Annotated in this window: 21 protein-coding genes; 4 read left to right on the forward strand and 17 right to left on the reverse strand. The window is 67.0% G+C overall.

Going from position 1 to position 25,265, the window contains the following annotated elements; translation table 11 throughout:
- Window positions 1–17: 17 nt before the first annotated feature.
- From IIE29_RS05720 to dcd, 11 genes are all read right to left on the reverse strand, one after another.
- Window positions 18–743 (reverse strand): hypothetical protein, encoded by a 726-nt coding sequence (locus IIE29_RS05720; protein WP_343071809.1) that lies wholly within the window; start codon window positions 741–743, stop codon window positions 18–20.
- Complete coding sequence (locus IIE29_RS05725) at window positions 740–2,089, reverse strand: ATP-binding protein (protein ID WP_209324277.1); 1,350 nt, start codon at window positions 2,087–2,089, stop codon at window positions 740–742. Before IIE29_RS05725 ends, IIE29_RS05720 begins: the two co-directional genes overlap by 4 nt.
- Window positions 2,086–2,838, reverse strand: a complete 753-nt coding sequence (locus tag IIE29_RS05730; protein ID WP_209324278.1) for a response regulator transcription factor — start codon at window positions 2,836–2,838, stop codon at window positions 2,086–2,088. The genes IIE29_RS05725 and IIE29_RS05730 overlap by 4 nt, the downstream gene beginning before the upstream one ends.
- Window positions 2,828–3,223 (reverse strand): monovalent cation/H(+) antiporter subunit G, encoded by a 396-nt coding sequence (gene mnhG / locus IIE29_RS05735; protein ID WP_209324279.1) that lies wholly within the window; start codon window positions 3,221–3,223, stop codon window positions 2,828–2,830. The genes IIE29_RS05730 and mnhG overlap by 11 nt, the downstream gene beginning before the upstream one ends.
- Window positions 3,213–3,764 carry an MrpF/PhaF family protein gene (locus IIE29_RS05740; protein WP_209324280.1) on the reverse strand — a complete coding sequence of 184 codons (552 nt, stop codon included), beginning with the start codon at window positions 3,762–3,764 and terminating at the stop codon, window positions 3,213–3,215. The genes mnhG and IIE29_RS05740 overlap by 11 nt, the downstream gene beginning before the upstream one ends.
- Entirely contained in the window at window positions 3,761–4,351 is a 591-nt protein-coding gene (locus IIE29_RS05745) for a Na+/H+ antiporter subunit E (RefSeq protein WP_209324281.1), read from the reverse strand. The genes IIE29_RS05740 and IIE29_RS05745 overlap by 4 nt, the downstream gene beginning before the upstream one ends.
- Window positions 4,348–5,931: a Na+/H+ antiporter subunit D gene (locus tag IIE29_RS05750; RefSeq protein ID WP_209324282.1), complete on the reverse strand. Its 1,584-nt coding sequence runs from the start codon at window positions 5,929–5,931 to the stop codon at window positions 4,348–4,350. The genes IIE29_RS05745 and IIE29_RS05750 overlap by 4 nt, the downstream gene beginning before the upstream one ends.
- Complete coding sequence (locus IIE29_RS05755; protein ID WP_209324283.1) at window positions 5,928–6,593, reverse strand: Na(+)/H(+) antiporter subunit C; 666 nt, start codon at window positions 6,591–6,593, stop codon at window positions 5,928–5,930. Before IIE29_RS05755 ends, IIE29_RS05750 begins: the two co-directional genes overlap by 4 nt.
- Window positions 6,590–9,634 carry a Na+/H+ antiporter subunit A gene (locus tag IIE29_RS05760; RefSeq protein ID WP_209324595.1) on the reverse strand — a complete coding sequence of 1,015 codons (3,045 nt, stop codon included), beginning with the start codon at window positions 9,632–9,634 and terminating at the stop codon, window positions 6,590–6,592. Before IIE29_RS05760 ends, IIE29_RS05755 begins: the two co-directional genes overlap by 4 nt.
- Window positions 9,635–9,814: 180 nt before the next feature.
- Window positions 9,815–10,984 (reverse strand): hypothetical protein, encoded by a 1,170-nt coding sequence (locus IIE29_RS05765; RefSeq protein ID WP_343071810.1) that lies wholly within the window; start codon window positions 10,982–10,984, stop codon window positions 9,815–9,817.
- Window positions 10,981–11,559, reverse strand: coding sequence for a dCTP deaminase (dcd, locus tag IIE29_RS05770; RefSeq protein WP_209324284.1), 579 nt, complete (start codon window positions 11,557–11,559; stop codon window positions 10,981–10,983). Before dcd ends, IIE29_RS05765 begins: the two co-directional genes overlap by 4 nt.
- A gap of 302 nt (window positions 11,560–11,861) precedes the next feature.
- Between dcd and IIE29_RS05775 the strand changes: the two genes are divergently transcribed.
- Genes IIE29_RS05775 through IIE29_RS05785 form a run of 3 tightly spaced genes read left to right on the forward strand, consistent with a single transcriptional unit; the run spans window position 11,862 to window position 15,520 of the window.
- The gene (locus tag IIE29_RS05775; RefSeq protein WP_246475765.1) at window positions 11,862–13,424 is read left to right on the forward strand and encodes an LPXTG cell wall anchor domain-containing protein; all 1,563 of its coding nucleotides are present in this window, start codon (window positions 11,862–11,864) and stop codon (window positions 13,422–13,424) included.
- A 6-nt stretch (window positions 13,425–13,430) separates the two neighbouring features.
- Window positions 13,431–14,507: an ABC transporter gene (locus tag IIE29_RS05780; protein WP_209324286.1), complete on the forward strand. Its 1,077-nt coding sequence runs from the start codon at window positions 13,431–13,433 to the stop codon at window positions 14,505–14,507.
- 53 nt (window positions 14,508–14,560) lie between these two features.
- On the forward strand, window positions 14,561–15,520 hold the full coding sequence (locus tag IIE29_RS05785) for a hypothetical protein (protein ID WP_209324287.1): 960 nt from the start codon (window positions 14,561–14,563) through the stop codon (window positions 15,518–15,520).
- Window positions 15,521–15,701: 181 nt separating this feature from the next.
- Here the strand turns inward: IIE29_RS05785 and IIE29_RS05790 are convergent, their stop codons facing one another.
- The 3 genes from IIE29_RS05790 to mmsB form a co-directional block, all read right to left on the reverse strand.
- Window positions 15,702–17,666: an NHL domain-containing thioredoxin family protein gene (locus IIE29_RS05790; RefSeq protein WP_209324288.1), complete on the reverse strand. Its 1,965-nt coding sequence runs from the start codon at window positions 17,664–17,666 to the stop codon at window positions 15,702–15,704.
- Between the two features lie 134 nt (window positions 17,667–17,800).
- Window positions 17,801–18,541, reverse strand: a complete 741-nt coding sequence (locus IIE29_RS05795) for a YggS family pyridoxal phosphate-dependent enzyme (RefSeq protein WP_209324289.1) — start codon at window positions 18,539–18,541, stop codon at window positions 17,801–17,803.
- 90 nt (window positions 18,542–18,631) lie between these two features.
- Window positions 18,632–19,537, reverse strand: coding sequence for a 3-hydroxyisobutyrate dehydrogenase (gene mmsB / locus IIE29_RS05800; RefSeq protein WP_209324290.1), 906 nt, complete (start codon window positions 19,535–19,537; stop codon window positions 18,632–18,634).
- Window positions 19,538–19,677: 140 nt separating this feature from the next.
- Here mmsB and IIE29_RS05805 point away from each other — a divergent pair, with 140 nt between their 5' ends.
- Window positions 19,678–20,553 carry a LysR family transcriptional regulator gene (locus tag IIE29_RS05805; RefSeq protein ID WP_209324291.1) on the forward strand — a complete coding sequence of 292 codons (876 nt, stop codon included), beginning with the start codon at window positions 19,678–19,680 and terminating at the stop codon, window positions 20,551–20,553.
- Between the two features lie 10 nt (window positions 20,554–20,563).
- Here the strand turns inward: IIE29_RS05805 and IIE29_RS05810 are convergent, their stop codons facing one another.
- From IIE29_RS05810 to IIE29_RS05820, 3 genes are all read right to left on the reverse strand, one after another.
- A complete protein-coding gene (locus IIE29_RS05810) occupies window positions 20,564–21,310 on the reverse strand; it encodes a 3-hydroxybutyrate dehydrogenase (RefSeq protein ID WP_209324292.1) in 747 nt (248 codons plus the stop codon).
- A 136-nt stretch (window positions 21,311–21,446) separates the two neighbouring features.
- The gene (locus IIE29_RS05815) at window positions 21,447–22,796 is read right to left on the reverse strand and encodes an MFS transporter (RefSeq protein ID WP_216629599.1); all 1,350 of its coding nucleotides are present in this window, start codon (window positions 22,794–22,796) and stop codon (window positions 21,447–21,449) included.
- A 376-nt stretch (window positions 22,797–23,172) separates the two neighbouring features.
- Window positions 23,173–25,230, reverse strand: coding sequence for a bifunctional copper resistance protein CopD/cytochrome c oxidase assembly protein (locus IIE29_RS05820; RefSeq protein WP_209324293.1), 2,058 nt, complete (start codon window positions 25,228–25,230; stop codon window positions 23,173–23,175).
- Window positions 25,231–25,265 lie beyond the last annotated feature (35 nt).

The following is a 25,265-nucleotide window of genomic DNA, read 5'->3' on the forward strand; positions in this document are numbered from 1 at the left end:
GGTCCCCGCGGGGTCCCTCACCTGAAGCTCGGCGCCGGGACTCTCTGGTCGTCGATGGTCACCGTCGGCAGCATCGTCTCGAACTCCTCTGCTGTTTTCGCGTCAGCCTTCGGGGTGCGCATCTCGATGGAGAGGTTGACGAGGCGTCCGTTGAGTTTGTAGCCGGTCTGCACGCCGTACATGAGGGTGGGTTCGCTGTCGATGGCCAGGATCTCGGTCGGTCCGAGTTCCCCTTGGAAGCTCCAGTACTCTCCGGCGTCGAGGGACCCGGTCCGTTCGGAGAGCACCTGAGAGTCCTGTTCGGAGAAGGTGTAGCGGCGCTTCGAATCGACGACTTCCTGCGGGCTGCCGCCGTATTCGTCGGTGCAGCTGACCAGGACCACATCGGAATCGGTGCTGTCCGTGCCGCGGGTGAAGACATGGATCCTGTCCGTGCTTCCGCTGCCCTCCGTCCACCCCTCACCGACGGCGAAGCTGATCTTCACGGGGCAGGTGTCGCCGAGGTTGAGCGTCTTCCTCGACATTCCCTCAGGCACGCCCGCATCGGTGGGCTCTCCCGTGGGCTCGGGACCTGCGGTCTCCTCCAAGGCGACTCGCACCGGACCGGCGTCCTTGTCCTCGGTGCGGATCTGCAGGACCGAGCAGCCACTGAGGACGACGCTCAGGGCGAGCGCTCCGGCGGCTGCGGTGATCCGGGATCTCGCTGAGGACTTCGATGACGTCGAGGGCTCGGTCGGGATCACCGCCGGTCACCCTGATCGTGCCGGTGCGGGTATCCCGCTTCCGGCCCGGGCCGCTGCGGAAGATTCGGCCGAACCTGCGGGTGGGGCGGCTGCGGGCCGCTGTTCGGCTGCCCGAAAGTCTGCGGGCCCGGCTGACTGCCGGCCGGCGGCTGCCCATGAGCCGGATGCGCCGCATCCGGTCGGGCCATCGGCGGTTTGAACTGTGAGTGCTGTCCGGAATCCGGCGGCAGCCCACCGGCGACGGACTCACCCGTGGTCCGGTTGACGAGAGCGCCGTCGATGCGTTCGAGACGTCGCTTCGAGGTCCGCCTCGGGGTGCCGAGGATGCGTCCCTGCAGTTCGGCCTCGTTCGGCTGTCGCGGCGGGAGGAACCCGGGGCCCTGCCCCGAATCCGCCTGCTGCGTCGGCTGCACGGGCCGCGAGCCTGCGACGACCCGATCCATGTGATCGGCCATCTGGGGAACGGTCACGGGCGCGGCGTCGGCGAGCACCGGCAGGACCATGCGCACCGAGGTGCCCACGCCCTCCTGGCTGAACAGCTGCACGGAGCCGCCGTGGCGGGTGACGATCGCACGCACGAGCGACAGGCCCATGCCGGAGCCGGCGACCGCGCGCACCCGGGAGCCGCGGGAGAGTTCGTCCCACACGGCCTCCTGCTCGGCCAGCGGAATGCCGCTGCCGGTGTCGGCGACCTCGACGACGACCCAGCGGTGGCCGTCGATGATCTGCTCATTGGCCCGCAGTTCGACGACCTCGCCCTGCGAGGAGTATTTGAGCGCATTGCCGAGCAGGTTGAGGATCGCTGTGAGCAGCAGGTCCTCTTCGCCGGCGACATCGGGCAGCCGCCACGGAGCCCGCGCGACGGTGGCCACGATCATCCGGTCCTCCGCGCCGGGCGCAGTCGAGGCGTCCTCGACTGCCTGGTGGATGAGCGCATCGAGGTCGACGCGCGCGTATTCGATGATGCGAGTCTCGACATCGGCGAGCCTGCGCAGATCCGCAAGCAGGCGGGCAACTCGCCGGGAGGACACGTCGACCTGTTTGGCCGCGGGCTCCACCTCGGACAGCGTGCCGCCGGCACGGACGACCTCGCGGATGCTCGCTGCCGAGGTGCGCAGGGCCGTGAGCGGGTTCTTCAGCTCATGATCGAGTCGGATGAGCATCCGGTTGCGCTTGGTCAGCGAGTCCTCGGCCGCGGCCGCCTCGACGGACTCCCGCAGTTCGGTCTCGCGCTTCTTCAGGTGCCTCCACCCGAACCAGGCACCGACGGCGAGTCCGCCGAGCACGAGGACGAGGAGGAGCAGGAACAGCCAGACCTGGACTTCGATGACAAGGAAGTTCGTCATACGCGCCTCTGCCCGTCCTCACCGCGGACCTCGCCGACGAAGCGGTAGCCGCGCCCCTGCACAGTGGCGATCCATCTCGGTTCGGCGGCGTCTTCGCCAAGCACCCGGCGCAGCTCGGCGACGCGGGAATCGACGGCACGGGTGCCCACGGCCTCTTCGAAACCCCACAGCACCTCGAGCAGACGGGAGCGCTCGATGAGCTCGTCCTTGTGCACCATGAGGTACTCGAGCAGAGTGAAGCCCTTCGGGGTGACGACGAGTTCGCGCTGGCCGAGCCAGGCCCGTCGACCGACCCGGTCGACGCGCAGGCCGAAACTCGACACGAGAACGGGGGCCGTGGCCAGGGGCGGACCGTCATTGCGGGTGCGGCGCAGCACGGCGCGGATCCGAGCGACGAGTTCGTGCGGGTCGAAGGGCTTGTTGAGGTAGTCGTCGGCGCCCTCTTCCAGCGCCATGGCCCTCTCGACGCCCTCGCCGACCTGCGTGAGCAGCAGCACCGGCACCCAGTTCTCCTCCTGCCGCAGTCGGCGCAGCACCTGCCGTCCGTCGGCTCCGGGCATGAGCACGTCGAGGACGCAGACATCGGGCTTGTGCCGGTGGATCTCGTCGAGCGCCAGCAGTCCGTCGCTGGCGGGCAGCACCCGGAATCCGGAGCGTTCGAGGAAGGGCACCACCGCACCCAGCACGTCCGGTTCGTCATCGGCGACCAGGACGAGCGGTTGGGCCTCATTGTGGTTGTCAGCCGTCATGGTGGTCAGTTCCGATTCCTCTCTGGCGTTCCCAGGCAAGTTCTCTGGCCTCGGCACGGTCGACCGCCTCGGCGAGTTCGTCTCGATACAGCATAGAACGGCGCAGGTGCTTCGTGCGATAGCCCGCGCGACCGACCATATGCGTGGCGACGGGGATCGTGACCAGCTGGAAGGAGATGATGATCGCCAGAGTCGACACCGTGGCCCAGGTCGGGAACTGGACGGCGATCGCGACAGCGACGAGGATCAGGCCCAGGACCTGGGGCTTCGCACTCGCGTGCATCCGGGACAGCAGATCGCCGAAGCGGACGAGACCGACCGCCGCGGCCAGCGACAGGAGCGCGCCGAGGAAGATGAGCACGGCGGAGATGATGTCAAGGACCATTGTTCTCCCCTCTCTTCGCCGAGGTTCCCGATCCCAGGTCCTCGGCATCGTCCGGTCCCGGATCGGGGCCGGTGCCCAACCCCTCCCCGTCCGCGTCGGCGTGCGGATCGAAGGTCGGGTCCTCGATCTCGGTCACCTCGTCGACCTCGGAGTACGCCGCGGACTCGGGCGCGGCCTCGGCGGTCGCCTTCCCCTGGCCGTCGCGGGGCATGTGCCAGTCCGAGTTGGAGAAGTCGCTGAGCGCTCCCGCCTCAGCGCCGGGCGTCATCGAATCGGACTTCGACACGTACCGGGACACGCTCACGGACCCGACGAAGCCGAGCATCGCGAGGACGATGAGCACGGGCAGCAGATCGGTACGGTCGGACAGGGCCATATAGCCGCCGAGTCCGCACATGATCGATGCGAGCACCACATCGGTGCCGATCATGCGGTCGAGAATCGAGGGCCCGCGGACGATCCGGTAGAGCGCGATGATCACCGAAGCGGCCAGGAGCACCGAACCGGCGATGATGAGGACGTCGATGACGATCTGGCTCATGCGCGTCCTCCCGGCGTCTCGTTCAGAGGATCGGGGCGGGACCGCAGCGCTGCGAGGTCACGGTGCGAACCGAGCGTGCGGATGAGCAGTTCTTCGATGTGGTAGACCTGCGCCTTGGCCCGGCGCACCTTCTCCTCGGAGTCGCAGTCGAGGAAGTGCAGGTAGAGGATGCCCATCGCACGGTCGCTGTCGATGATGATCGAACCCGGGATGAGGCTGGCGGTGTCGGCGATGAGCGTGAGCACGAGGTCCGAACTCGTGCGCAGATCGCAGGCGACGACCGAGCCGGCGCCGACGGCGCGCCTGCGGAAGGCGTACCAGGCGACCTCGATGGACGCGTGGAGGACCGAGTAGAGGAACCACAGTCCGTAGACCAACGCATGCCAGACGTTGAAGCGGCCCGAGAGTACCACCGGCGGCAGGTAGAAGACGCGGGTGACGAGGAAGGCGATGACGATGCCGGAGACGACGGAGACCACGGTCACGGAGTCCCACAGCATCAGCCACAGCAGGACGAGAGAGACGACCAGCACGAGCTGCTGGACGAGGCCTCTGCCCCGCGTCATCCGCGCTCGGTTCGCACTCATCCGTCCTCACCTCCGAGCACGTTGGTGATGTAGTCGACCGGGGTCTGCAGATTCACGGCGGCCCGGTCCGCCATCCCCCACAGAGGCTCTGCCGCGAGCGTGAGCACGAGGGAGGCGGCGACGACCACCGAGGTGGCCACCACCATAGCAGGGGGCACCCCGATCTGAGAGGTCCACTTCCGCCCGGCCAGCAGCGTCTTCTTGCGGTCGGCGAACTCGTCGACGAGGTCCGCATTGGGCTCCTCGACGTCGGCTGGGTCGCGCCAGAATGCGAGGTTGAATGTGCGGCCGATGACGTAGAGCGTGAGCAGACTCGTCACGGTGCCCGCGACGATGAGGACGGTGGGCAGCCAGGCACGGTCGTCGAACCCGGCGAGGAAGAGCGCGACCTTGCCGATGAACCCGGAGAACGGCGGGATGCCCGAGAGGTTGAGGGCCGGGATGAAGAAGATGATCGTGAGCACGGGCGAGAGCACCATCAGTCCGCCCAGCGACCGCGTCGAGGTGGAGCCGCCGCGCATCTCCACGAGACCGATGGCCAGGAACAGCGCGGTCTGGACGATGATGTGGTGGACCGTGTAGTAGATCGCCGCGGACAGCCCGACGCTCGTGCCCAAGGCGACGCCGAAGAGCATGTAGCCGATATGGGAGACCAGGGTGAAGGACACGATCCTCTTGATCTCCGACTGTGCGATCGCGCCGAGTATGCCCACGAGCATGGTCAGGCCGGCGGCGATGAGCAGGGGCACGCGGAGCGAAGAATCGGCGAACAGCAGCGTCTCCGTGCGGATGATCGCGTAGATGCCGACCTTCGTCAGCAGTCCCGCGAACACCGCGGTGACCGGGGCCGGGGCCGTCGGGTAGGAGTCGGGCAGCCAGAACGAGAGCGGGAAGATCGCAGCCTTGATGCCGAATCCGAGCAGGAGCATCACGTGAAGGATCATCTGCACATCGGACGGCAGGTCGCTCAGCCGCTCCGACAGCTGTGCCATGTTCACCGTGCCGGTCGCGGCATAGATGATGCCGATCGCGGCGAGGAAGATGACCGAGGACACGAGCGAGATGATCACGTAGGTGACTCCCGCTCGGATCCGCTCGGCCGTGGCACCGAGCGTGAGCAGCACGTAGGAGGCAACGAGGAACATCTCGAAGCCGACGTAGAGGTTGAACAGGTCCCCGGCGAGGAAGGAGTTCGCGATGCCCGCGCACAGCACCAGATAGCTGGGGTTGAACACGGAGACCGGGGTCTCGTTCGAGTCGTCGTTGGCGTCCTGGCTCAGTGCGTAGACGAGCACGCACAGGGTCACCAGTGCGGAGACGATGAGCATGAGGGCCGAGAGCCTGTCGGCCACGAGCACGATGCCCTTCGGCGGCTGCCAGCCGCCGATGGCGACCACCTGCGGCCCGTGCGCGTCGGTGCCGACGAGGATGAACGTGGCGATGACCATGACGGCGCAGAGGATGGCGATCGAGACGATGTTCTGGGCCCGCGTGTGCTTCGAGAGGATGAGCGCGATGCCGGCGCCGATGAGCGGCAGGAGCACGGGCAGCGGAACGAGGACGGGCAGGAGATCGATCATGGCCGGTCCCCTTTCTCGGGCCGGTCATCGGACTCCTCTTCCGGCTGCTTCGCCTCCTGCGCCGATTCGGCCGCCTGGGCCTCGTCGGCGGAGTGCGCCCGGGTCTGTGAGTTCGCGGCCGCCTCGGCGATGTCATCGGCCTCGTTCGGAGTGGAGGCGTCGTCGATCTCCTCGGCGATCTCGTCCCTCTCATCGGGCGTGCCGTCGTCGTCGAGGTCCACGGCGCCGGTGATCGGGGATTCGGCCTCGTCACCGAACTCGGTGTCGTCGTAGTCCGTGCTCGCCTCCGCCTCGGAGTCGATGACCTTCGTGATCGCGACCTGGAGGTCGGTGTCGTCGTCCTGCAGCGAATCGGCGCGCATGAGCCTCCAGGAGCGGTAGATCATCGCCAGCAGGAACGCGGTCACGGCGAAGGTGATGACGATGGCCGTGAGGATGAGCGCCTGCGGCAGCGGATCGGACATGCCCGCTGTCGAGAGGTTCTTCCCGTCGGTCAGGGGCGGGGCTCCGCGGCCGGCGGTGAGGATGATGAGCAGGTTGACGCCGTTGCCGAGCAGGATGAATCCGAGCAGAACGCGGGTCAACGAGCGTTCGAGCATGAGGTAGATGCCCGAGGCGAAGAGGACGCCCATGGCCAGGACCATGACGAAGGGCATGCTCATAGGCGGCCCCCTTCCGCACCGTTGTCGACGTCGAGCTCGTTGACCCGATCCATGATCTCGGACACGGCACGGTGTTCGGCGGTGGCGCCCATGTTCTCGGAGAAGTTGATGTTGTCGTGGATGCGGTCGGCCAGCATCATCTCGTCGCGCTCCTGATGCAGGTCGACCTCGGCGCCCAACGAGCGGAGGATGTCGAGCATCAGACCGATGACGATGAGGTAGACGCCGATGTCGAAGAAGGTCGAGGTGCCGAAGGACAGATGCCCCAGCAGCGGCACATCGCCCTCGAGGTAGACGGAGTCGAAGACGGTCTCACCCCACACCCAGCCGCCGATGACGGTGCCGATGGCGGTGACGAGGCCGGTGCCGAGCATCGCCGAGGGAGTGAAGGGGGCCGCCTCGGCGAGTTCGTACTTGCCTCCGGCCAGATAGCGCACGACGAGAGCGAGCCCGGCGACGAGTCCGCCGGAGAAGCCGCCGCCGGGATCGTTGTGGCCGGCGAAGAGGAGGTAGACGGAGAAGACGAGGACGGCGTGGAAGATCAGGCGCGCGGTCACCTCGAGGATGATGGAGCGGTTGCGCGGGGCCAGGGTCCGACCGGCGATGAGCCAGGACACGCGCTTCTGCGACAGGCCCTCGCGACCCGGATGGTGGATGTCGGAGACCTCTTCGGACACGGGCTGGAAGCGGACCCGGCCGGCCGCCTCGGTGCCGTCTCTCTTCCTCTCGAAACGGTGGAGGTGGCCTTCGCGTCCGCGGACGAAGATGAGCCCGGCGACACCCGTGCCTGCGGCCACGAGCACGGAGATCTCGCCCATGGTGTCCCAGGCGCGGATGTCGACGAGGGTGACGTTGACGATGTTGCGGCCGTGCCCGATCTCGTAGGCGAGCTGGCCGAAGTCCGTCGAGATCGGATCGGCCACGCGCACTCCCGCGGCGATGAGGACCACGAGCATCACCGTGATGCCCACGGCACCGCCGATGATCGCGCGCCAGGCCGGGGTGAAGCGGCCGGTGGACTCACCGATGCGTGCCGGCAGGCGACGGAGGACGAGGACGAAGACGACGATCGTGATGGTCTCGACCAGCACCTGGGTCAGGGCCAGGTCCGGTGCGCCGACGAAGGCGAAGTAGGCGACCATCGCATAGCCGGAGATGCCGGTGACGACGACGGCGGTGAAGCGCTTCTTCGCCCTGGTCGCCGCGATCGCGACGATGATGAGGACGGAGGCGACGATGAGGTCGAGAGGGGTGTCGGCCAGCCGGAACTCGATGTTCCATGTGTCGTTGACGATGACGGCCAGGCCGATTCCCGCGACGAGGACGAGGTAGACCACTCCCTGGTAGAACGGCAGCGAACCGCGCTGGGTGCGTGCGGTCACCCACAGGGCCAGCGCCTCCATCCAGCCGATCATCTTCCGGTAGAGCTCGTGGAAGTCGATTCCCGACGGCAGCGTCGTCTGCACCCTCGCGAACGGGCGACGGAGGACGAAGAGCGTCACGCCGGCCGCGATCGTCACGGCCGAGTAGGCGAGCGCCGGTTCGAGGCCGTGCCACAGCGCGAGATGGTAATGCCCGTCCCCGGCCGCCACGACCGGCAGCGCGGAGGTCCAGGCGGAGAAGTAGCCGTCGAGGAGGCCGGCCCCCGGCCCCAGGGCCAAGGTGAGCGCGGTGAGGATGATCGGGGAGATCACGAGAGTGAGCTTCTCGTCGCGGCGGGCGATGTCGTCGACGCCGGGCTTGGACGAGAAGGCGCCCCAGACGAATCGGGCCGAATATGCGACAGTGAGGACCGAACCGATCATGATGCCGATGAAGCCGATGACCGAGGTCTTGTCCGGAGACGCCAGCAGGGTCGAGTAGGCGGCCTCTTTCGCGGCGAAGCCGAGCAGCGGGGGCACCCCGGCCATCGAGGCGGCCGCGATCGTCGCGCACACGGCGACGACGGGGAAGGCCCTCCAGCCGCCGGAGAGCTTCGTGAGGTCACGGGTGCCGGCCCGGTGGTCGATGATGCCCACGCACAGGAACAGGCAGGACTTGAACAGTGCGTGGGCGATGAGCAGGCCCAGCGCCGCCTTCGTGATGTCGGGGGTGCCGAAGGAGGCCATCGTCGTGAGGAAGCCCAGCTGTGAGACCGTGCCGAAGGCCAGCAGCAGTTTGAGGTCGGTCTGCTTCAGCGCCTGCCAGCCGCCGATGAACATGGTCAGCAGGCCCAGTGTCAGCAGCGTCTCCGACCAGCCGGGGATGTTGTTGTAGCCCGGCGCCAGACGCAGCACGAGGTAGATGCCGGCCTTGACCATGGCCGCGGCGTGGAGATAGGCGCTGACCGGTGTGGGGGCGGCCATGGCACCGGGCAGCCAGAAGTGGAAGGGCATGAGGGCGGACTTCGAGATCGCGCCGACGAGGATGAGGATGACCGCGGAGACGATGACCGGCCCGGTGTCCATGCCCAGCTGGGCGCGGTCGATGAGCGCCGAGATCCGCCCCGTGCCGGTGGCGGTGATGAGCAGGACCATCCCCACGAGCATGGCCAGGCCGCCGGCGGTGGTGACGATCAGCGCCTGCAGGGCCGCCTGGCGGGAGCGTCGGCGGGACTGGCTGTGGCCGATGAGCAGATACGAGAAGACGGTGGTGCCTTCCCAGAACAGATAGAGCATGAGCAGCTCGTCGGCGATGACGAGTCCGTACATCATGCCCGCGAAGGCCATGAAGATGCCGGCGAAGCGGGCCAGTCCGGGTTCGTCGGGCGGGAAGTAGCGAGCGCAGTAAACGAAGACGAGCGCCCCGATGCCGGTGACGAGCAGCGCCATGATCCACGAGAGCACGTCGAGTCGGAACACGCCTTCGAGCCCGAGCGCCGGCAGCCAGTCGAGCGTCTCGACCAAGGGCCGCGGGTCCGGTCCGAAGAGATCGGGGATCGTCGACAGGCTGAAGAGCAGTCCGGCCAGGGGGACGAGGGCGAGGTAGAAGAAGCCGCTGCGGCCGAGGAGGCGAACCAGGGGGTAGGCGATGACAGACGCGCCGAAGAAGGCACCTGTCATGGCTATCACCAGCAGCCACCTCCATCATATGCCTGTATGTGGGAAAGGTTCGTGGGCTCATTTTCGCACGGCCAGACGTTGTTTCCCCAATCAGGCGAGCTCTGATATGCACGCCCCTCGCCCGCCATGACGGGTCTCACAGACGCAGATGGAGGGGATCATTCGCGCGCTCGGCGGGACTCACTCGCGCAGCTGGCGGCTGGTCACGAGGAAGCCGTTCTCGTCGAGCCCCACTCCGTTGCAGCCGACGAGGAGCTCGGCTGCGATCGCGTCGGTGAGGCGCGCCACTTCGCCCCGCATCCTGCGGAACCGGCGGCCCTGGTTCGGCTGGTAGCGCCGGGATTCGGTGTCCATCCAGTGCACGTGGTATTCGATCTGCGGAGCGTCCGAATGCGCGGCGATGATCGGCGGGACCCATTCGGCCTCCATCACGCGGATCTCGAGGCTGCCGGCGCTCTCGGCGATCTCCCCGAGCGGAACGAGGAGGGCATAGCCGTCGAGGATGACGGGGGCGGACGGGTCGAAGAGCGGGTCGTCGATGCTCGCCTGCGCCAGCACATCCTCATCGGGGGTGGGCAGCGCCTGCTGGAAGGCATGCGGGGCGTGCCGGCGAACAAAGTCCAGTGCCACCTTCGGCTCCAGCCAATACGGCGAGTAGAGATAGAGGTCGACCTTCGCATCGGGGTCGGGGATGATCACGCGCGTCGGCAGTTCGGGCTCGTCGGCCAGACGGACGCCCGTGTGCAGCCGGGAGGCGACCGACAGCATGAGGCTGAGCATCCGCTCCTCCTCCCGTTCCGGCATTCCGGCCGGGAAGGCCTCGTGGAGGCCGTCCGCATCGGCGAACCACTCCGGCGGCGGAGCAGGCTGCCGGTCGCGGGGGCAGTCGAGGACGATCGCGTGTCGGGCCCAGTCGGGGACCTCGAGCGCCGCGGCATCGGCAGGGTCGAGATCGACCCCGGCACTGAGGCGGGAATGCCGACTCAGCCGCATCTGCCCGTGCTCGTCGAGGCGCGGCTGCAGGTCCGGCAGCTTGTTGTGGATGAGCGCGAGGACATCGGAGACCTCGACATCGGCGTCGAGGAGCAGAAGGTGGAATCCCCGCAGGTCCGCCGAGGTGGGTGTGTCGTTCGGCGCGGACGCACTGTGCGCGCCGTATCCGGGCCTGCCGGTCGACGGCATCCCGGTCCTGCGCCGGCCGGCCGAAGCGGCCTCGGGCGCGGCCGAGCCTCCGGCGGCCCGGGCGCCGGGAGCACCGGAGGCTGGGGCCCCGGGAGCACCGGCGGCCTGTTCGCGAGCGGCGCGTTCGGCGGCTTCGCGTTGCAGCCGCAGTTCGCGGCGGGTGATCACATCTCCCTCCCGTAGAAGTTGAGATGCGAACGCGAGGCGGTCGGACCGCGCTGGCCCTGATACCGGTTGCCCGTGGCCTGCGAGCCGTACGGGTTGACCGCCGAGGAACTGAGGCGGAAGAAGCACAGCTGACCGATCTTCATCCCCGGCCACAGCGTGATCGGAAGGGTCGCGACATTGGACAGCTCGAGCGTCACATGCCCGCTGAAGCCGGGATCGATGAAACCGGCGGTCGAATGCGTGAGCAGGCCGAGCCGACCCAGCGACGACTTGCCCTCGAGGCGTGCCGCCACATCGTCGGGCAGCGTCACGAGCTCATGAGTGGAGGCGAGGACGAACTCGCCCGGATGGAGGACGAACGGCTCACCCGGTGCGGCCTCGACGAAGCGGGTGAGTTCGGGCTGTTCGAGGCTCGGATCGATGACCGGGTACTTGTGATTGTCGAACAGCCGGAAATACCGGTCGAGGCAGACGTCGACGCTGGCCGGCTGGATCAGCGAGGGATCGTAGGGGTCGAGGGCGATGCGGCCGGAGTCGAGTTCGGCGCGGATGTCGCGGTCGGAAAGGAGAGTCACGTATCCGATGGTAATCGCTCCGCTCCCCGCACGCTCGGAGACACCGAGCGACACGCCGAAACTATGTCACAAACAGATAACGATTTCTCCAATTTCGGCTGGTTTTTCCCCGTGTGTCTCCCCACTGCGACTGATGAATGCTTTAGAGTAATGAGCTGTACGGACCCGCGCACGATGGTGCCTTCCCCTTCTTAAGCCAAGGAATGCCGGGAGTCCCATCGCCTTTCGTGGGTAGACAACAATCGAAAGGCATTACTGTGAAGACCTCGCGTCTTGTGCTTGCCCCCGCAGTAGCCGTTGCATTGACAGGTCTTGCTGGCGCCCCGGCGTTCGCAGCGACAGAGTCCACCGCTTCGGTACCTCAACAACCGCTCTGCGCCTATGGCGACGAGCAGTCATCGAGCGACTCCGAATCGGATTCCTCGGTTCCCGATGAATCGGATCCTCAGGCGACCCTTGCGCAGGCGCAGGTGTCCCGAGCCGACATCGCGGACCGCAAGAAGGGAATCGGCTTCTCCGGCACCGGATTCAGCCCGGACGAGAAGGCGACGGTGACGGTCGTCGGCACCGATGGCACCGAATATTCCCCGAAGACCAAGCTCACGGTCGACGAGAAGGGCAAGGTGTCCGGCACCTACTACTTCTCCGTAACCGAGGACGCCAAGGTCCCTGTCGGGAAGTACTCTCTCTACCTCACCGACCTCGAGTCGGAGAAGAAGTCCTCGAAGGTCACCTTCGAGGTCGTCTCGAAGGCCTCCGAGGTCGACGAGCCGGGCAACGAGGACAAGTGCGATTCCGCCACCGGTCCGATCGACAACGGTGACGAGTCGGAGGCGCCGTCCGAGACGCCTTCGGAGACACCGTCCGAGACTCCCTCGGAGACGCCGTCCGAGACTCCCTCGGAGACGCCGTCCGAGACTGACGCCCCGAAGCCCACGGAAACCGAATCCGAAAAGCCCTCGGAGACGAGCACCCCGAGCCCGTCGGAGACCGAGAAGGAAGACAAGGCACCCGCCAAGCGAGTCAACCCGGGACCGGCCAAGGAACCCACTGGAGATGACAAGGCCGACTCCGACAAGGGCGACGAGTCGGAGAAGTCTGACGACGCCGACAAGTCCGACGACAAGAAGAAGTCCGAGGACAAAGCTGCCGACGACGAGAAGCCTGAGGATACAGCCAAGACCGACGAGGCCCCCAAGACGGACGAAGCCGGAGAAGACGGCACCGAGTCCGACGGCGACGCGCAGGACTCCGAGGACACGGACGCCGACGACGCCGCGGAAGACGGTGCGCAGGGCTCCGAAGCCGCCGAGGACGAGAAGTCCGAGGACGAGGCGCCCGAATCCACCGGTCCGGCCAGCCCCGGCTCCGAGGAGAAGAAGGCCCCGGCCGCTGCCAAGCAGGCCCTCTTCATCGACCCGACCGAGATCAGCTCCGAGGACTTCCTCGATGAGGGCATCAAGCTCGGCGTCAGCGGCGCCCAGCCCGGCGAGAAGGTCACCATCACGGTCGAGCACGCCCAGGGCAAGGTCGATCGCTACACGATGACCAAGGAAGCCGACTCCGAGGGCAAGGCCACCTTCGGCGTCCAGGCGAAGGTCAAGGCCGTGCTCGGCACCTACAACGTGCGTGCCCAGGCCGAGAGCTTCGATGAGCCCCAGGGCGGAAGCTTCACGGTGCTGACCAACGGCACCGCGGTCGACGACGGTGGCAGCGGCTCGGATTCCGGCGGCAGCGACCTGCCGCGCACCGGTGCCGAGATGACCGGACTGGCGCTGGGCGTCGGTCTGCTCGCCGTCGGTGCCGCAGCCGTCATCATCACCCGTCGGCGGATGAACGCCTCCGACGATCCAGCGGAGTTCTAAGATCCGTTGAACGATGAATTGTCCCTCGCGGGGCTGCAGCTCGACAGACGCGAGATCGACTTAGGCCGTCTGCGAGCAGGGACAATGCTCGGACTCATGGGCAGCCCGGACAGCACCACCTCGGTGGTGCTGTCCGTGGCCGCCCTGCCCCACGTCGCACCCCCGCCACGCTTCCCGACCGGCCGCCGGTCGGGTCGTTCGCGTGTGCGCAGGTGGATGAGGAGCTATCTCCGCGAAGCCGATGCCGGATCTGGGGAGGCGGCATCGGCGGTCGCTGCGAGCGAATCCGCTGCTCTGAGGGCATTCGGGCTGCGGCCGGAGGTCCTGCGTCGTCGGATCGACGAACTCGACGCCATCGAACGCGCCCGCCTCGCTCTGGCTGCGGCCTGGGCGACCGGCGCGAAGTGGCTGACGCTCATCGATCCCTTCGCCTCGGTGCCGGGTCACCTGCGCACGGGGCTGCGCAATCGCTTCGCCGAACTCGTCGCTCACGACGGCCGCGGAGTCGTGTTCAGCTCGAACTCTCTGCCCGACCACACCATCGCCGAGGCGGGTGTGGCCGATATCGAGAAGGACCAGCTCGTCGCGTTCGGCTCTTTGGAGCAGATCGTCAGCGAGCCCAAGGGCTCGCTGCCGGCCGAGCTCAGCGGCGTGAACGTCTACTCCGGTCTGGCCCGCAAGGGCTGGCTGTCCATCGGACATTCGGCAGTCCGTGCCCGCACCGAGCTCGACGGGAAGGTCTACGTCACCCTCGGCTGGCGGGCCGCACTGCTGTCCTTGGACGAGCACGACCCGGCATTCACCTCGGCGACGGTGTTCGAGGCCATCGTCACCGGCCTGCGCGATCGCGGCTCCTGCCTGCAGGCGAAGCTGTCGCCGGTCGACACCGAGATGGGGCTCGCCCTCGATGTCGACCTGGCCGATCTCGCCGGGGTCTCGGACGGACGCTCCGCAGCGGACTTCGGGGTGATCCATCCCGGACTCGGCTCGACGATCGCCGAGCTGCTGCGCAACGTCAGGGTCGGCACACATGTCTTCGTCGAGGTCGACACATCAGCGCTGCACGCCTACACAATTGAGTGACAGCCGGCGGATAGACTTGTTCCTGCTCCGTCCCCAACCGAATCAGGAGAGCCATGCGACCCTCGCGCAAGCTTCTGATCTCGGCGTTGACGATCATCGTCCTCACTGTCGCAGCGGTTCCCCTCCTCAACCTCACCGTCTACACCCCCGCCAGGGCCGCCGAAGCGTATATCGGCGCGCTCGAGGACGGCAACGCCCACCGCGCCTTCTCGTATCTGTCCTCGCCGACCCCGTCCTCGACGCTTGCGCTGAGCAGTGAGGTGCTCTCGGCCGCGCCCGACCTGCCACGAGACGCCGAAGCCGAGACCGTCTCCGTCGACGGCGATCACGCGAAGGTCCGTCTCAGCTACACCCTGTCCTCGCAGGAGCAGACCATCGATCTGACCATGGTCAGGCTGCCGGCGAGCGCCGGGCTCTTCGACCGGTGGGCCATCGAACAGAAGGAATGGCCGACTCTGACCCTGGACGTCTCGGGTTCGTCGACGGCGACGGTCAACGGCTACGGCGTCAGCGCCGGCTCCGTACCCGTGCTGTTTCCGGCCAGCTACCTCGTCGGCTTCGACGCGACCTATCTCAAGTCGAAATCCGAACGCGCCGAGGTGACCGCCCCCGGCGACTCCCCCACCATCACGCTGTCCCCCGAACCGACGGCCGAACTCGAGGAGACCGTGACCGAGCAGGTCACCGACCACCTCGAGGACTGCGTCAAATCGAAGACCCTCATGCCCGCCGGCTGCGTCTTCGGCTACGACACGGACAACGAGATCATCGGCGATATCTCCTGGTCGCTCGAACGCAGACCGCAGATCAGCCTCACCGCCTCGGGCAACGACCTCGAGCTCACTCCCTCGACCGTGGAAGTGCGGGTCAAGGGACGCTACCGGGACATCGTCACCGCGGCCGAGCACGACCTCGACGAGAAGCTCTCCTTCGTCCTCGGCGGTTCCGTGGTCGTCAGGTCCTCCCAGGTCAGCTTCGAACCGCGGCGGATGGGCGACGTCTCGGTCATGTGAGGCCCGCGCGGTCGGATAACAGGCCGGTTTGTGGTCACTGAACCGAGGCGCAAAGCCCGATTCGGCGATCTCGCCTCGGTTCTGTGACCACAAACGCGGCTGGGCCGGGCCGCGCGGTCGCCGTGCCGCCGGCTCAGGTGCCGCGGGCTGGGCCGGGCCGCGCGGTCGCCGTGCCGCCGGCTCAGGTGCCGCGGAGGTCGAGGCGGAGCTCCTTCGGCGCCGAATCCACGAGGTCGACGGGGATGCCCCAGTCCTGCTGGTAGAGATGGCAGGCGGCGTGGAGCGGGATCTCACCGCCGGGCTCGCCATCACAGGCGGCCGCCCGCGCGGTCACGTGGAGGACTCCGCCGTCGAGATCGGGGTTGATGACGATGTCACGGTCGAGCCCTTCGGAGCCGCCGTCGCCGGAGACGATGAGTTCCGGTGGGGTCGCAGTTACCTGCAGGAAGGTGGGATCGCCCCATCGGTCGTCGAGCTTCTGGCCGGCCGGCACCGTGAAGCTCACGCTGATCGACACCGGCCCGGAAGCGATCTCGGTCGAGGGTCGCTTCGTCGTCAGGGCGCCTTCGTCGACCTTCTGGACGTCCTTGGGCAGCTTCACCCGCGTCAGCGCATGGGCGGCGGATTCGACGACGAGGAGTTCGGCCTCGCCTGAGTCCTCGCCCGCGGCTGCCGAGCCGACGTCGATGACGAGGATGTCCGAGGGCTCGCGCAGGCCTCGGGCCAGAGTCGTCACCTCGGCGGTGGTCGGGTCGAAGCGGCGGATCGCGCCGTTGTAGGTGTCGGCGATCGCGATCGATCCGTCGGGCAGGCTGCGCACGCCCAGCGGATGCTGCAGTCGGGCTTCGGCGGCCGGGCCGTCGCGGAACCCGAAGTCGAAGAGCCCGACGCCGAGGAGTGTCGTGACCTCGCCGGTGGCGGGATCGAGGCGTCGGATCGCCGAGGTCTCGGAGTCAGCGACGAGCACCTGACCGTCGGGGGTGAGGTCGAGGCCCGATGACTGCGCGTACCATGCGTACTCACCGCCACCGTCCGTCAGTCCCTCGTTCATCGTGCCCGAGAGCAGGCGGATCGTGCCCTCCTGGGGGCGGAACGACCAGATGGTGTGGTTGCCGGCCATCGCCACGACCACCTCGGCGGTGGCGGGGACGAAGACGACGTCCCAGGGCGATGAGAGCTTCACGTCGAGCCCGGGACCGTCGTATCGCCCCAGTTCACCGTGCTTGCCGCGGACGTTGTCGATCGCGCCGACCATATGCTGCTCACCGGTGCCGGCGATCGTCGTCACGGTCTCGGATCCGAGGTCGATCCCCCGCAGGGCGTGGTTGACGGTGTCGGCGACGACGAGCTGGTAGCCGACCTGGCGGGCGAGGTCGTCGGGCAGCACGGTGATGCCGCCGGGTTCGCTGAACGATGCCGCGGCGAAGCCTCCATCGCTGAAGCCGCGGACGCCTGTGCCGATGCGGCGGATGATCGTGGTCCCGTCGGCGTCGTACTCGACGAGGCTGTGGTGACCGGAATCGGCGACGAGCAGATGCCCCGAGGGCAGCCTCGTGGCCTTGCCCGGGTAGAACAGGTCGGTCTCCGGTGCCGGCGGTGGGACGTAGGGGCCGTCACCGGAGTGGAGGGTGCCCTTGGCCGAGTGCTCGGCGATGAGGCCCTCGATGATCTCGGTGAGGCCGGCGGCGTGGCCTTCGCCCGACATCGTCGCCACGAGGTAGCCCTCGGGGTCGATCACGGCCAGGGTCGGCCAGGCGCGGGCGGTGTAGGCCTGCCAGGTGACGAGATCGGGGTCATCGAGGACGAGGTGCTCGACCTGGTAGCGCTCCACGGCCTGGTCGACGGCCTCGACGGTGCGTTCGAACTCGAACTTCGGCGAATGGACGCCGATGATGACCAGTTCCTTGGCGTACTTCTCCTCGAGCGGGCGCAGCTCGTCGAGGACGTGCAGGCAATTGATGCAGCAGAAGGTCCAGAAGTCGAGCAGGACCACTTTGCCGCGCAGCTCGGCCAGGGTGAGGTCCTTGCCGCCGGAGTTCATCCACCGGCGTCCGACGAGTTCGGGGGCGCGGACCTTGACATCGTGCGAGGAGGCGGACGGCGCCGAGGCGGTGGGGGCGGCGGATTCTTCCGAGCTGCTGGTCATGACTCCATGGTCTCAGATCCGGCACCGAGGCGGCCGCCCAGGTGTCATCATGTGACCCGATCGAACGGATGGGTGCTGTCGCCGCCGGATCCCAACGGGATCCCCGGGGACGCAGCGGGACCCGATTCGACCGCTCATGAGTAGTCGCGAGCGCCGAAGACGCTCGAACCGACGCGCACCATGGACGCGCCTTCGGCGATCGCGAGCTCGAAATCATTGCTCATGCCCATGGACAGTTCGGTCGCCTCGGCGGGCAGGACTCCGGCGGTGATGAGCCTCTCGCTGAGTTCGCGCAGATCGGCATAGCTCGGGCGGATCTCTTCGGCGCTGCTGCCGGGCAGGCCGATCGTCATCAGACCGCGCAGACGGATCCGCTCGAGCTTCCGGACCTCGGCGACGAGTGCCTCGGCGTCTTCCGGAGCGACTCCGAACTTCGAGTCCTCACGTGAGGTGTTGACCTGGACGAAGCAGTCGACGGTGGTCTCGAGCACCTCGAGGCGGTTGTGGATCTTCTCCGCGAGCGCGAGGTTGTCGACCGACTGGATGCAGGTCGCATGGCGCAGGGTGTGGTTGACCTTGTTCCTCTGCAGGGGTCCGATGAGGTGGGTCTCGGGGTGGAGGTCGGCCAGAGCGTCGGCCTTGCCGACGATCTCCTGGACCTTGTTCTCACCGATGAGCGTGAATCCGTGCTCGAGGGCCACCCGGATCTTCTCAGCCGGCTGCGTCTTCGTCGCCAGGAGCACTCGCACCTCCTCGCCGCTGCGGCCGCCGGCCCGGGCAGCGGCCCGGGCGCGTTCGGCCACCTCGTCGAGGTTTCCGGTGATGGCGGCGATGTCCTCTGTCGACAGCGCGGGGATCGAATCAGGCGTACTCATGCCTCCAGTCTTCCACGAGCCGGAGCGAGTTTCAGCTCGGCCCCTCGACGCACAGCGTGGGAAATGCCGATTGCTCGGCCGCACCGCGGATTACTTCGGCAGGCCCGCGGCGTCGGGGTCGATGTTCCTGATCAGCGCGGAGGTGTCGAGTCCGCCGAGGTCTTCGTCCATGAGCTTCTGCAGCTGAGCATGGACGAGGGCCGCCGCAGGGAGGTCGACGCCCTGGGTCTGCGCGCCGGCGAGCGCGAGCCCGACGTCCTTGTGCATGAGGGCAGTGGCGAAGCCCGGCTGGAACTCGTTGTTCGATGCGGCGGTCTCGGTCACCCCGGGCACCGGGTACCAGGTGCGCAGCGGCCAGGAGTCGCCCGAGGACACCTTCGCGATGTCGTAGAAGGTCTTCGCATTCAGACCGAACCGTTCGGCGAGAACGGCGCCCTCGACGACGCCCTGGAGGCTGATCGAGAGCATCATGTTGTTGACGATCTTCGCGGCCTGACCGGCAGCGTCGCCGCCCGCGTGGAAGATGTTGCCCGCCATCGGCTTGATGAAGACGACCGCCTCGGCGACGTCGGCCTCGCTGCCGCCGAGCATGAAGGTCAGGGTGCCCGCTTCAGCACCGGTGACACCTCCGGAGACCGGGCCGTCGACGAAGCGGAAGCCTGCCTCGGCCGCCTCGGCGTGCAGCTCACGGGCGGAGTCGAAGTCGATCGTCGAGGAGTCGACGAGCAGGGTCTTCGTATCCGCATTCGCCAGGACGCCGTCGGATTCGAGGTAGGCCGTGCGGGCGTGCTCGCCCTTGGGCAGCATGGTGAAGACGATATCGGCGCCGGCGACCGCCTCGGCGATCGAATCCACGGGCGTCACGCCGTTCTCGGCGGCCGCGGCCACGGCTTCGGGCACGAGATCAAAACCGTTGACGGTGTGCCCGGCCCTGACCAGGTTCGCAGTCATCGGGCGGCCCATATTGCCCAGGCCCACCCATCCAATCGTCGACATAATATGCCTCCTCGCATCATGTTCAGCGCGTATGCAGTGTTCTCTCTCACATTACGCCAGTCATAGCACGGAAGTCCGGTCCGGCCCCTCACCTATTGCGCACCGGTTATGTGCGCACACGCAGATAGAATGGAGCCACTATGGCCTCCTATGCACCTGGCGGATCCGGTCCGCAGATCGCCCCCGAGGATCTGCTGACACTCCTCGCCGTCGCCCGTCTGGGGAAGTTCACGGCCGCCGCCCACAGCCTCGGCCTCAACCACACGACCGTGTCCCGGCGCATCACCGCGCTCGAGAAGGCCTACGGGGAACGAGTGCTCGTGGCCTCCCCCGACGGCTGGGAGCTCAACGCGGCCGGACGCCAGCTCCTGCCGATCGCGGAGGACATCGAAGCCGCGCTCGGCCGGATCGACGCGCATACGAATTCCGCCCTGGCGGGGACGATCCGTCTGGCCTGCCCGCAGGCGTTCGCACTCGAGTACGCGGTGCCCGCGCTCACCGCGCTGCAGCACCGGCATCCGGGACTGCAGGTCGAACTCATCACGGCCACGCAGAGAGCCCGCCAATACCGGTCCGGAGTCGACATCGAGGTCGTCGTCGGTCGTCCCGATGCCCCGCGCTCCATCGCCAAGCACATCCGCGACTACCGACTCCAGCTCTACGCCTCGCAGGACTACATCGCCACGCACAGCATGCCGCGCACGCTCGATGATCTGGCCGAACACCGGATGATCTACTACATCGAGAACTCACTGCAGGTCGACGACCTCGACGAGGCGGCCGACGCCCTCCCACGCGGGAACGGCTTCTTCCGCTCCACCTCGGTGCATGCGCACGTGCTCGCCACCTCCAATGGGGTGGGCATCGGGATCCTCCCGGACTTCGTCGCCCGCGACAGCTCACGGCTGGTGCAGGTGCTGCCCGAGCAGTTCTCGAAGCGGGTCTCCTATTGGGCCTCGGTCCGCCACGAGTCGCTGCGCAATTCCGGCGTCCGCAGCGTGCTCGAGGTCCTCTGAGCCGCACCTCTCAGGCCGCGGACCAGCCCCCGTCGATGCTGTGGGCGCTGCCGTTGACGACCGCGGCATGCTCACCGGCGAGGAACAGTGCGATGGCCGCGACGTCCTCGGGCTCAGCGAGCTTGGGCACCGCGGAATGTCCGAGGAACACCTGCTCGAGGACCTCGTCCTCGCTGATGCCGTTCGTCTTCGCCTGGTCCGCGATCTGCCCCTTGACCAAGGGCGTGAGCACATAGCCGGGGTTGATCGCATTGCAGGTCACCCCGTGCGGGCCGGCCTCGAGCGCGGTGGTCTTCGTCAGCCCCATCAGCCCGTGCTTGGCCGCGACATAGGCGGATTTGTTCGCCGAGGCGCGCAGCCCATGGACGGAGGAGACGTTGATGATCCGGCCCCAACCGCGTTCGCACATCTTCGGCAGCGCGGCCTTGGTGAGCACGAACGGCGCTTCGAGCATGAGTGTGTTGATCAGACGCCACTCCTCGAGCGGGAACTCGGTGATCGGGTGGATCCGCTGGATGCCGGCGTTGTTGACGAGGATGTCGATATCGAGGTCGATCCCGTCCAGCGCCGAGGTGTCCGCGAGGTTGACTGCCCATGCCTCGCCTCCGACCTCGGCGGCCACGGCCTCCGCGGACTCAGCATCGACGTCGGCGACGACGACGCGGGCGCCGACCTGCGCGAATGCCCGGCTGATCGCCTTGCCGAGTCCGGAGGCACCGCCTGTGACGAGTGCGCGCCTGTTCGAAAGATCTCCCATGCCGATGTCCTTTCCTTGTTCTCTGCGGTCCCCGTCCATCATGCACCCGGGCTCATCATGCACCCTCGGAGGGGGCGGCGGTGCCGGCATTCAGCGGCACCGCCGCCGGGCGGGCTGGGGCCCGGCGTGAACCGATTCAGGCGACTCCGCGGCGGACCTTGTCTGCGTGGTCGAGCGAACGCAGGTCGATGCCCTTCGTTTCGCGGGTGAACATGAGTGCGATGAACGAGATCGCCGCGGCGACGAGCAGATAGAGAGCGATCGGGATCGAGGAGCCGAACGCATCGAGCAGCGCGGTGGCGATGATCGGCGCGAAGGAGCCGGCGACGATCGCGGTCACCTGATAGCCGGTCGAGACGCCGGAGTTGCGCATGCGGGTCGGGAACATCTCGGCCATGATCGCCGGCTGCCCGGCGTACATGAGCGCGTGGAAGATCAGACCCAGGAGCAGCGCGAGGAAGATCATGACGGCGCTGCCGGTGTCGTACATCGGGAAGGCGAGGAACCCCCAGCTGGCGGTGAGCACGATGCCCACGCCGTAGGGCATCCGCCGTCCCACCCGGTCGGTGGCCGCGCCGACGAGCGGAACGAGGACCGCGTGGATCGCATGCGCGCCGAGCAGCAGACCGAGGATCTCGCTCGACTCGATCTTCACCTGGGTCGCGAGATAGGTGATCGAGAACGTCACCACGAGGTAGTAGTGGATGTTCTCGACGAAGCGCAGGCCCATCGCTGCGAAGACCTCACGCGGGTAGCGCTTGAACACGGCCTTGACCCCGTAGTCGACCCCTTCCTCGATCTCCTCCGACTGGACCTCGTCGAAGATCGGGGCGTCGGAGACACGTGTGCGGATGTAGTAGCCGATGAGGACGATGACGGCCGAGAGCCAGAACGACACGCGCCAGCCCCAGGAGAGGAAGTGCTCTTCGGTGAGGGTCGCGGTGAGGATGAACAGCACTGCGGTGGCCAGCAGATTGCCCAGAGGCACACCCGACTGGGGGAAGGAAGCCCAGAAGCCGCGTTCCTTGTTCGGCGCGTGCTCGGCGACGAGGAGGACAGCGCCGCCCCACTCACCGCCGACGGCGAAGCCCTGGACGATGCGGAGCAGCACGAGCAGGATCGGCGCCAAGGCACCGATCGCGTCATAGGTCGGCAGGCAGCCCATGAGGAAGGTGGCCACACCGACGAGGACGATCGAGAGCTGCAACAGCTTCTTGCGCCCGTACTTGTCGCCGAAGTGCCCGAAGACGATGCCGCCGATGGGGCGGGCGATGAAGCCGACCGCGTAGGTGGCGAAGCCGGCCAGGATCGGGGTGAGCGGGTTGTCGGAAGGCGGAAACAGGATGTGGTTGAAGACCAGCGTGGCGGCCGAACCATAGAGGAAGAATTCGTACCATTCGACGACCGTTCCGGCCATCGAGGCGACGACGACCTTGCGCAGCTGAGCGCGGATCGACTTCCTCTCAGCGTTGTTCTGGGAACTCATGCGACTCCTTCAATTCCACAATCCGCGTCACCGTTGAATGCGCGAATCGATCAGCACTTGCGTCGATGGAGGGGCAGTCCGAACATCGCACACCGCTGCGATGCGGTTGACGATCATCGGCCGAGCCCTGGCACATCGGGCGCCCGGATATTTCTCATCCGAGCAACAGTGTGCGTCACATTACAGTCTTTTGGGTAGTCTCCTGGGCAGAATCCGAGAATTCGCCATGTGTATTCGTGCACATCGGGTGTGCATGTTCGGCGGACCTGACAATGGCGACTGTCGCCGCTTCGTTCCTCGAGCTGCGCGGACCTGCATGCGGCCCGCCGTGCCGCTCGGGTTTGTTCCGCGGATCACTCGCGAATGGGTCAGCAGCTCAGCGCCGGCGGTGATCGAGCTTCGCGTCGCGTTCGGCCATCGTGGCGAGCATCTCGTTGTAGGCTCGCAGCTCGGCGTCATGACTGCGGTCCTCGCGCCGGTCGATGCGCTTGGCCTCCCTGTCCGAGGACTTCGCCCATTGCAGGGCGACCATGATCGCCACGAACAGCGTCGGGAACTCTCCGATCCCCCAGGCGATGGCCCCTCCGAGCTGCTGGTCCTCGATCGCCGTATATCCCCAGCCGGCACCGATGTTGCCGAACCAATCACCGGCGATGAGTACGTTCGAACTCATGATCGAGATGCCGAAGAACGCGTGGAAGGCCATCGTGACCAGCAGCATCACCAGGCGCAGCGGATAGGCCGGTCGTTCCACGCCCGGATCGATGCCGATGAGCGCCTGGCCGAACAGATAGCCTGCGCCGAGGAAGTGGGCGATCATCAGTTCGTGCCCGATGTGAGTGTCGAGGGCGTAGTACATGATGCCCGAGTAGTAGAAGACGACGAGAGAGCCCGCGAAGTTCACACTGGCCACGATCGGATGCGCGAAGAAGCGCAGATACGGGGTGTGGACGAGCCAGAGCACCCATTCGCGCACACCGGCGGAACCGTCGCGACGGGCCTTCGTCGCCCGCATGAGCATCGTGATCGGTGCGCCCAGGACCATCGGCAGCGGTACGACCATGACCAGCAGCATGTGCTCGATCATGTGCGAGGAGAACTGCACCTCACCGTAGACGCGCGGCCCGGCGGAGGTCACGAAGACGAGGAAGACCATCCCCACCAGCCAGCTGATCAGGCGCAGCACCGGCCATTTGTCGCCTCGGCGACGGAGATTGATGAAGGCGACGATATAGGCGATCGACGTGCCTGCGGCGATCGCGATCCACAGCGGATCGATCGCCCATTCGGTGAAGAACCGCGCGAAGTCAGGCTTCGGAGGCAACGGATCGCCGGTGAGGATCTCGGTCGGTGTGGGGTTGCCGACGGGCTCCTGCGGAACCGGGGGCTGCGAGCGCGCCAAGGCCACAGCCAGACCCATGGTGGCGCCGAAGATGACGAACTCGACCGTGATGAGGCGCCAGAACTCCACCGTCGCCGAGGCGGCCGTGCCCAGCCGTGCGATGACGAACTGCCGGTGCCAGAACCCGATGAGACCGAGCAGAACCGTGGCGAACGCCTTCGCAAGGATGACCTCCCCGTAGCCGGTCATGAGATCGTCCAGGCTATGCACACGCAGGAGCGCGTTGACGACTCCGGAGAAGACGACGAGACCGAAGGCGATGAGCGCGATCGTCGAATAGCGTTCGACGACCGGCTTGAGGTTCTTCGACTCCGCCAGTCGGGTACCGAGCAGGGCGATGACGAAGAGCCCGCCCAGCCAGATCGTCGCACCGAAGATGTGGAGGCCGAGGCTGTTGACTGCCTGGGTATGTCCGGAAGCTTCGGCGGAGTGGCCCATCAGCGCCAGAGGAATCATCACTCCGATGCCGAGGACCCCGGCGGCGGCGATGCCGACGTGGGAGCGAGTGCCGAAGCACAGTGTCGAGACGATGGCGATGAGCACGACGATGAGGACCCACAGCTGACCATAGGCGATCTGGGTGACGAACACGCCGAGCTGATTCGAGAAGTCGAGATAGGCCTGGGCACCGACGGTGTCGACGAAGGAGAAGACGAGCACGGCGACAGCGGAGAGCGTCCACACCACCGAGGAGTACTCGGCGATCCGCAGCGCCTTCGTCCACAGGGGGTCGAGAGGGAGGTCCGCGGTGCTGGCCCTGTGCCGCCGGTCGCGACCGCCGGCCGTGCGCGGCAGGATGAGGACTGCGAACATCAGGGCGCCGACAGTCAGGGACATCGCGATATTGAAGACGAACTTCGCTGCGGGCAGACCGAAACGGACGACAGTGCCCGGGTCGTTGAGCAGAGTGGGATTCGCGGCACCGGTGAAGAACAGAGCGGCCAAGCCGGCCCCGCAGCCGAGGAAGACCACGATGGGGACAGAGGCCCGCTGGGCGAACCGGGTGATCGATTCGAAGACTGGAGAACTCACTGCGCGCGGACCGCCCCTTCTGACATGGTTCAAGG

The sequence above is a fragment of the Brevibacterium renqingii genome (assembly GCF_017808095.1).
In the GTDB taxonomy this organism is placed as follows: Bacteria; Actinomycetota; Actinomycetes; order Actinomycetales; family Brevibacteriaceae; genus Brevibacterium; species Brevibacterium renqingii.

Coding starts and splice junctions, on each gene's coding strand:
- IIE29_RS05725 (WP_209324277.1), bottom strand. CDS start 2,089: ATGACGAACTTCCTTGTCATCGAAGTCCAGGTCTGGCTGTTCCTGCTC.
- IIE29_RS05730 (WP_209324278.1), bottom strand. CDS start 2,838: ATGACGGCTGACAACCACAATGAGGCCCAACCGCTCGTCCTGGTCGCC.
- mnhG (WP_209324279.1), bottom strand. CDS start 3,223: ATGGTCCTTGACATCATCTCCGCCGTGCTCATCTTCCTCGGCGCGCTC.
- IIE29_RS05740 (WP_209324280.1), bottom strand. CDS start 3,764: ATGAGCCAGATCGTCATCGACGTCCTCATCATCGCCGGTTCGGTGCTC.
- IIE29_RS05745 (WP_209324281.1), bottom strand. CDS start 4,351: ATGAGTGCGAACCGAGCGCGGATGACGCGGGGCAGAGGCCTCGTCCAG.
- IIE29_RS05750 (WP_209324282.1), bottom strand. CDS start 5,931: ATGATCGATCTCCTGCCCGTCCTCGTTCCGCTGCCCGTGCTCCTGCCG.
- IIE29_RS05755 (WP_209324283.1), bottom strand. CDS start 6,593: ATGAGCATGCCCTTCGTCATGGTCCTGGCCATGGGCGTCCTCTTCGCC.
- IIE29_RS05760 (WP_209324595.1), bottom strand. CDS start 9,634: ATGACAGGTGCCTTCTTCGGCGCGTCTGTCATCGCCTACCCCCTGGTT.
- IIE29_RS05785 (WP_209324287.1), top strand. CDS start 14,561: ATGCGACCCTCGCGCAAGCTTCTGATCTCGGCGTTGACGATCATCGTC.
- IIE29_RS05790 (WP_209324288.1), bottom strand. CDS start 17,666: ATGACCAGCAGCTCGGAAGAATCCGCCGCCCCCACCGCCTCGGCGCCG.
- IIE29_RS05795 (WP_209324289.1), bottom strand. CDS start 18,541: ATGAGTACGCCTGATTCGATCCCCGCGCTGTCGACAGAGGACATCGCC.
- mmsB (WP_209324290.1), bottom strand. CDS start 19,537: ATGTCGACGATTGGATGGGTGGGCCTGGGCAATATGGGCCGCCCGATG.
- IIE29_RS05805 (WP_209324291.1), top strand. CDS start 19,678: ATGGCCTCCTATGCACCTGGCGGATCCGGTCCGCAGATCGCCCCCGAG.
- IIE29_RS05810 (WP_209324292.1), bottom strand. CDS start 21,310: ATGGGAGATCTTTCGAACAGGCGCGCACTCGTCACAGGCGGTGCCTCC.
- IIE29_RS05815 (WP_216629599.1), bottom strand. CDS start 22,796: ATGAGTTCCCAGAACAACGCTGAGAGGAAGTCGATCCGCGCTCAGCTG.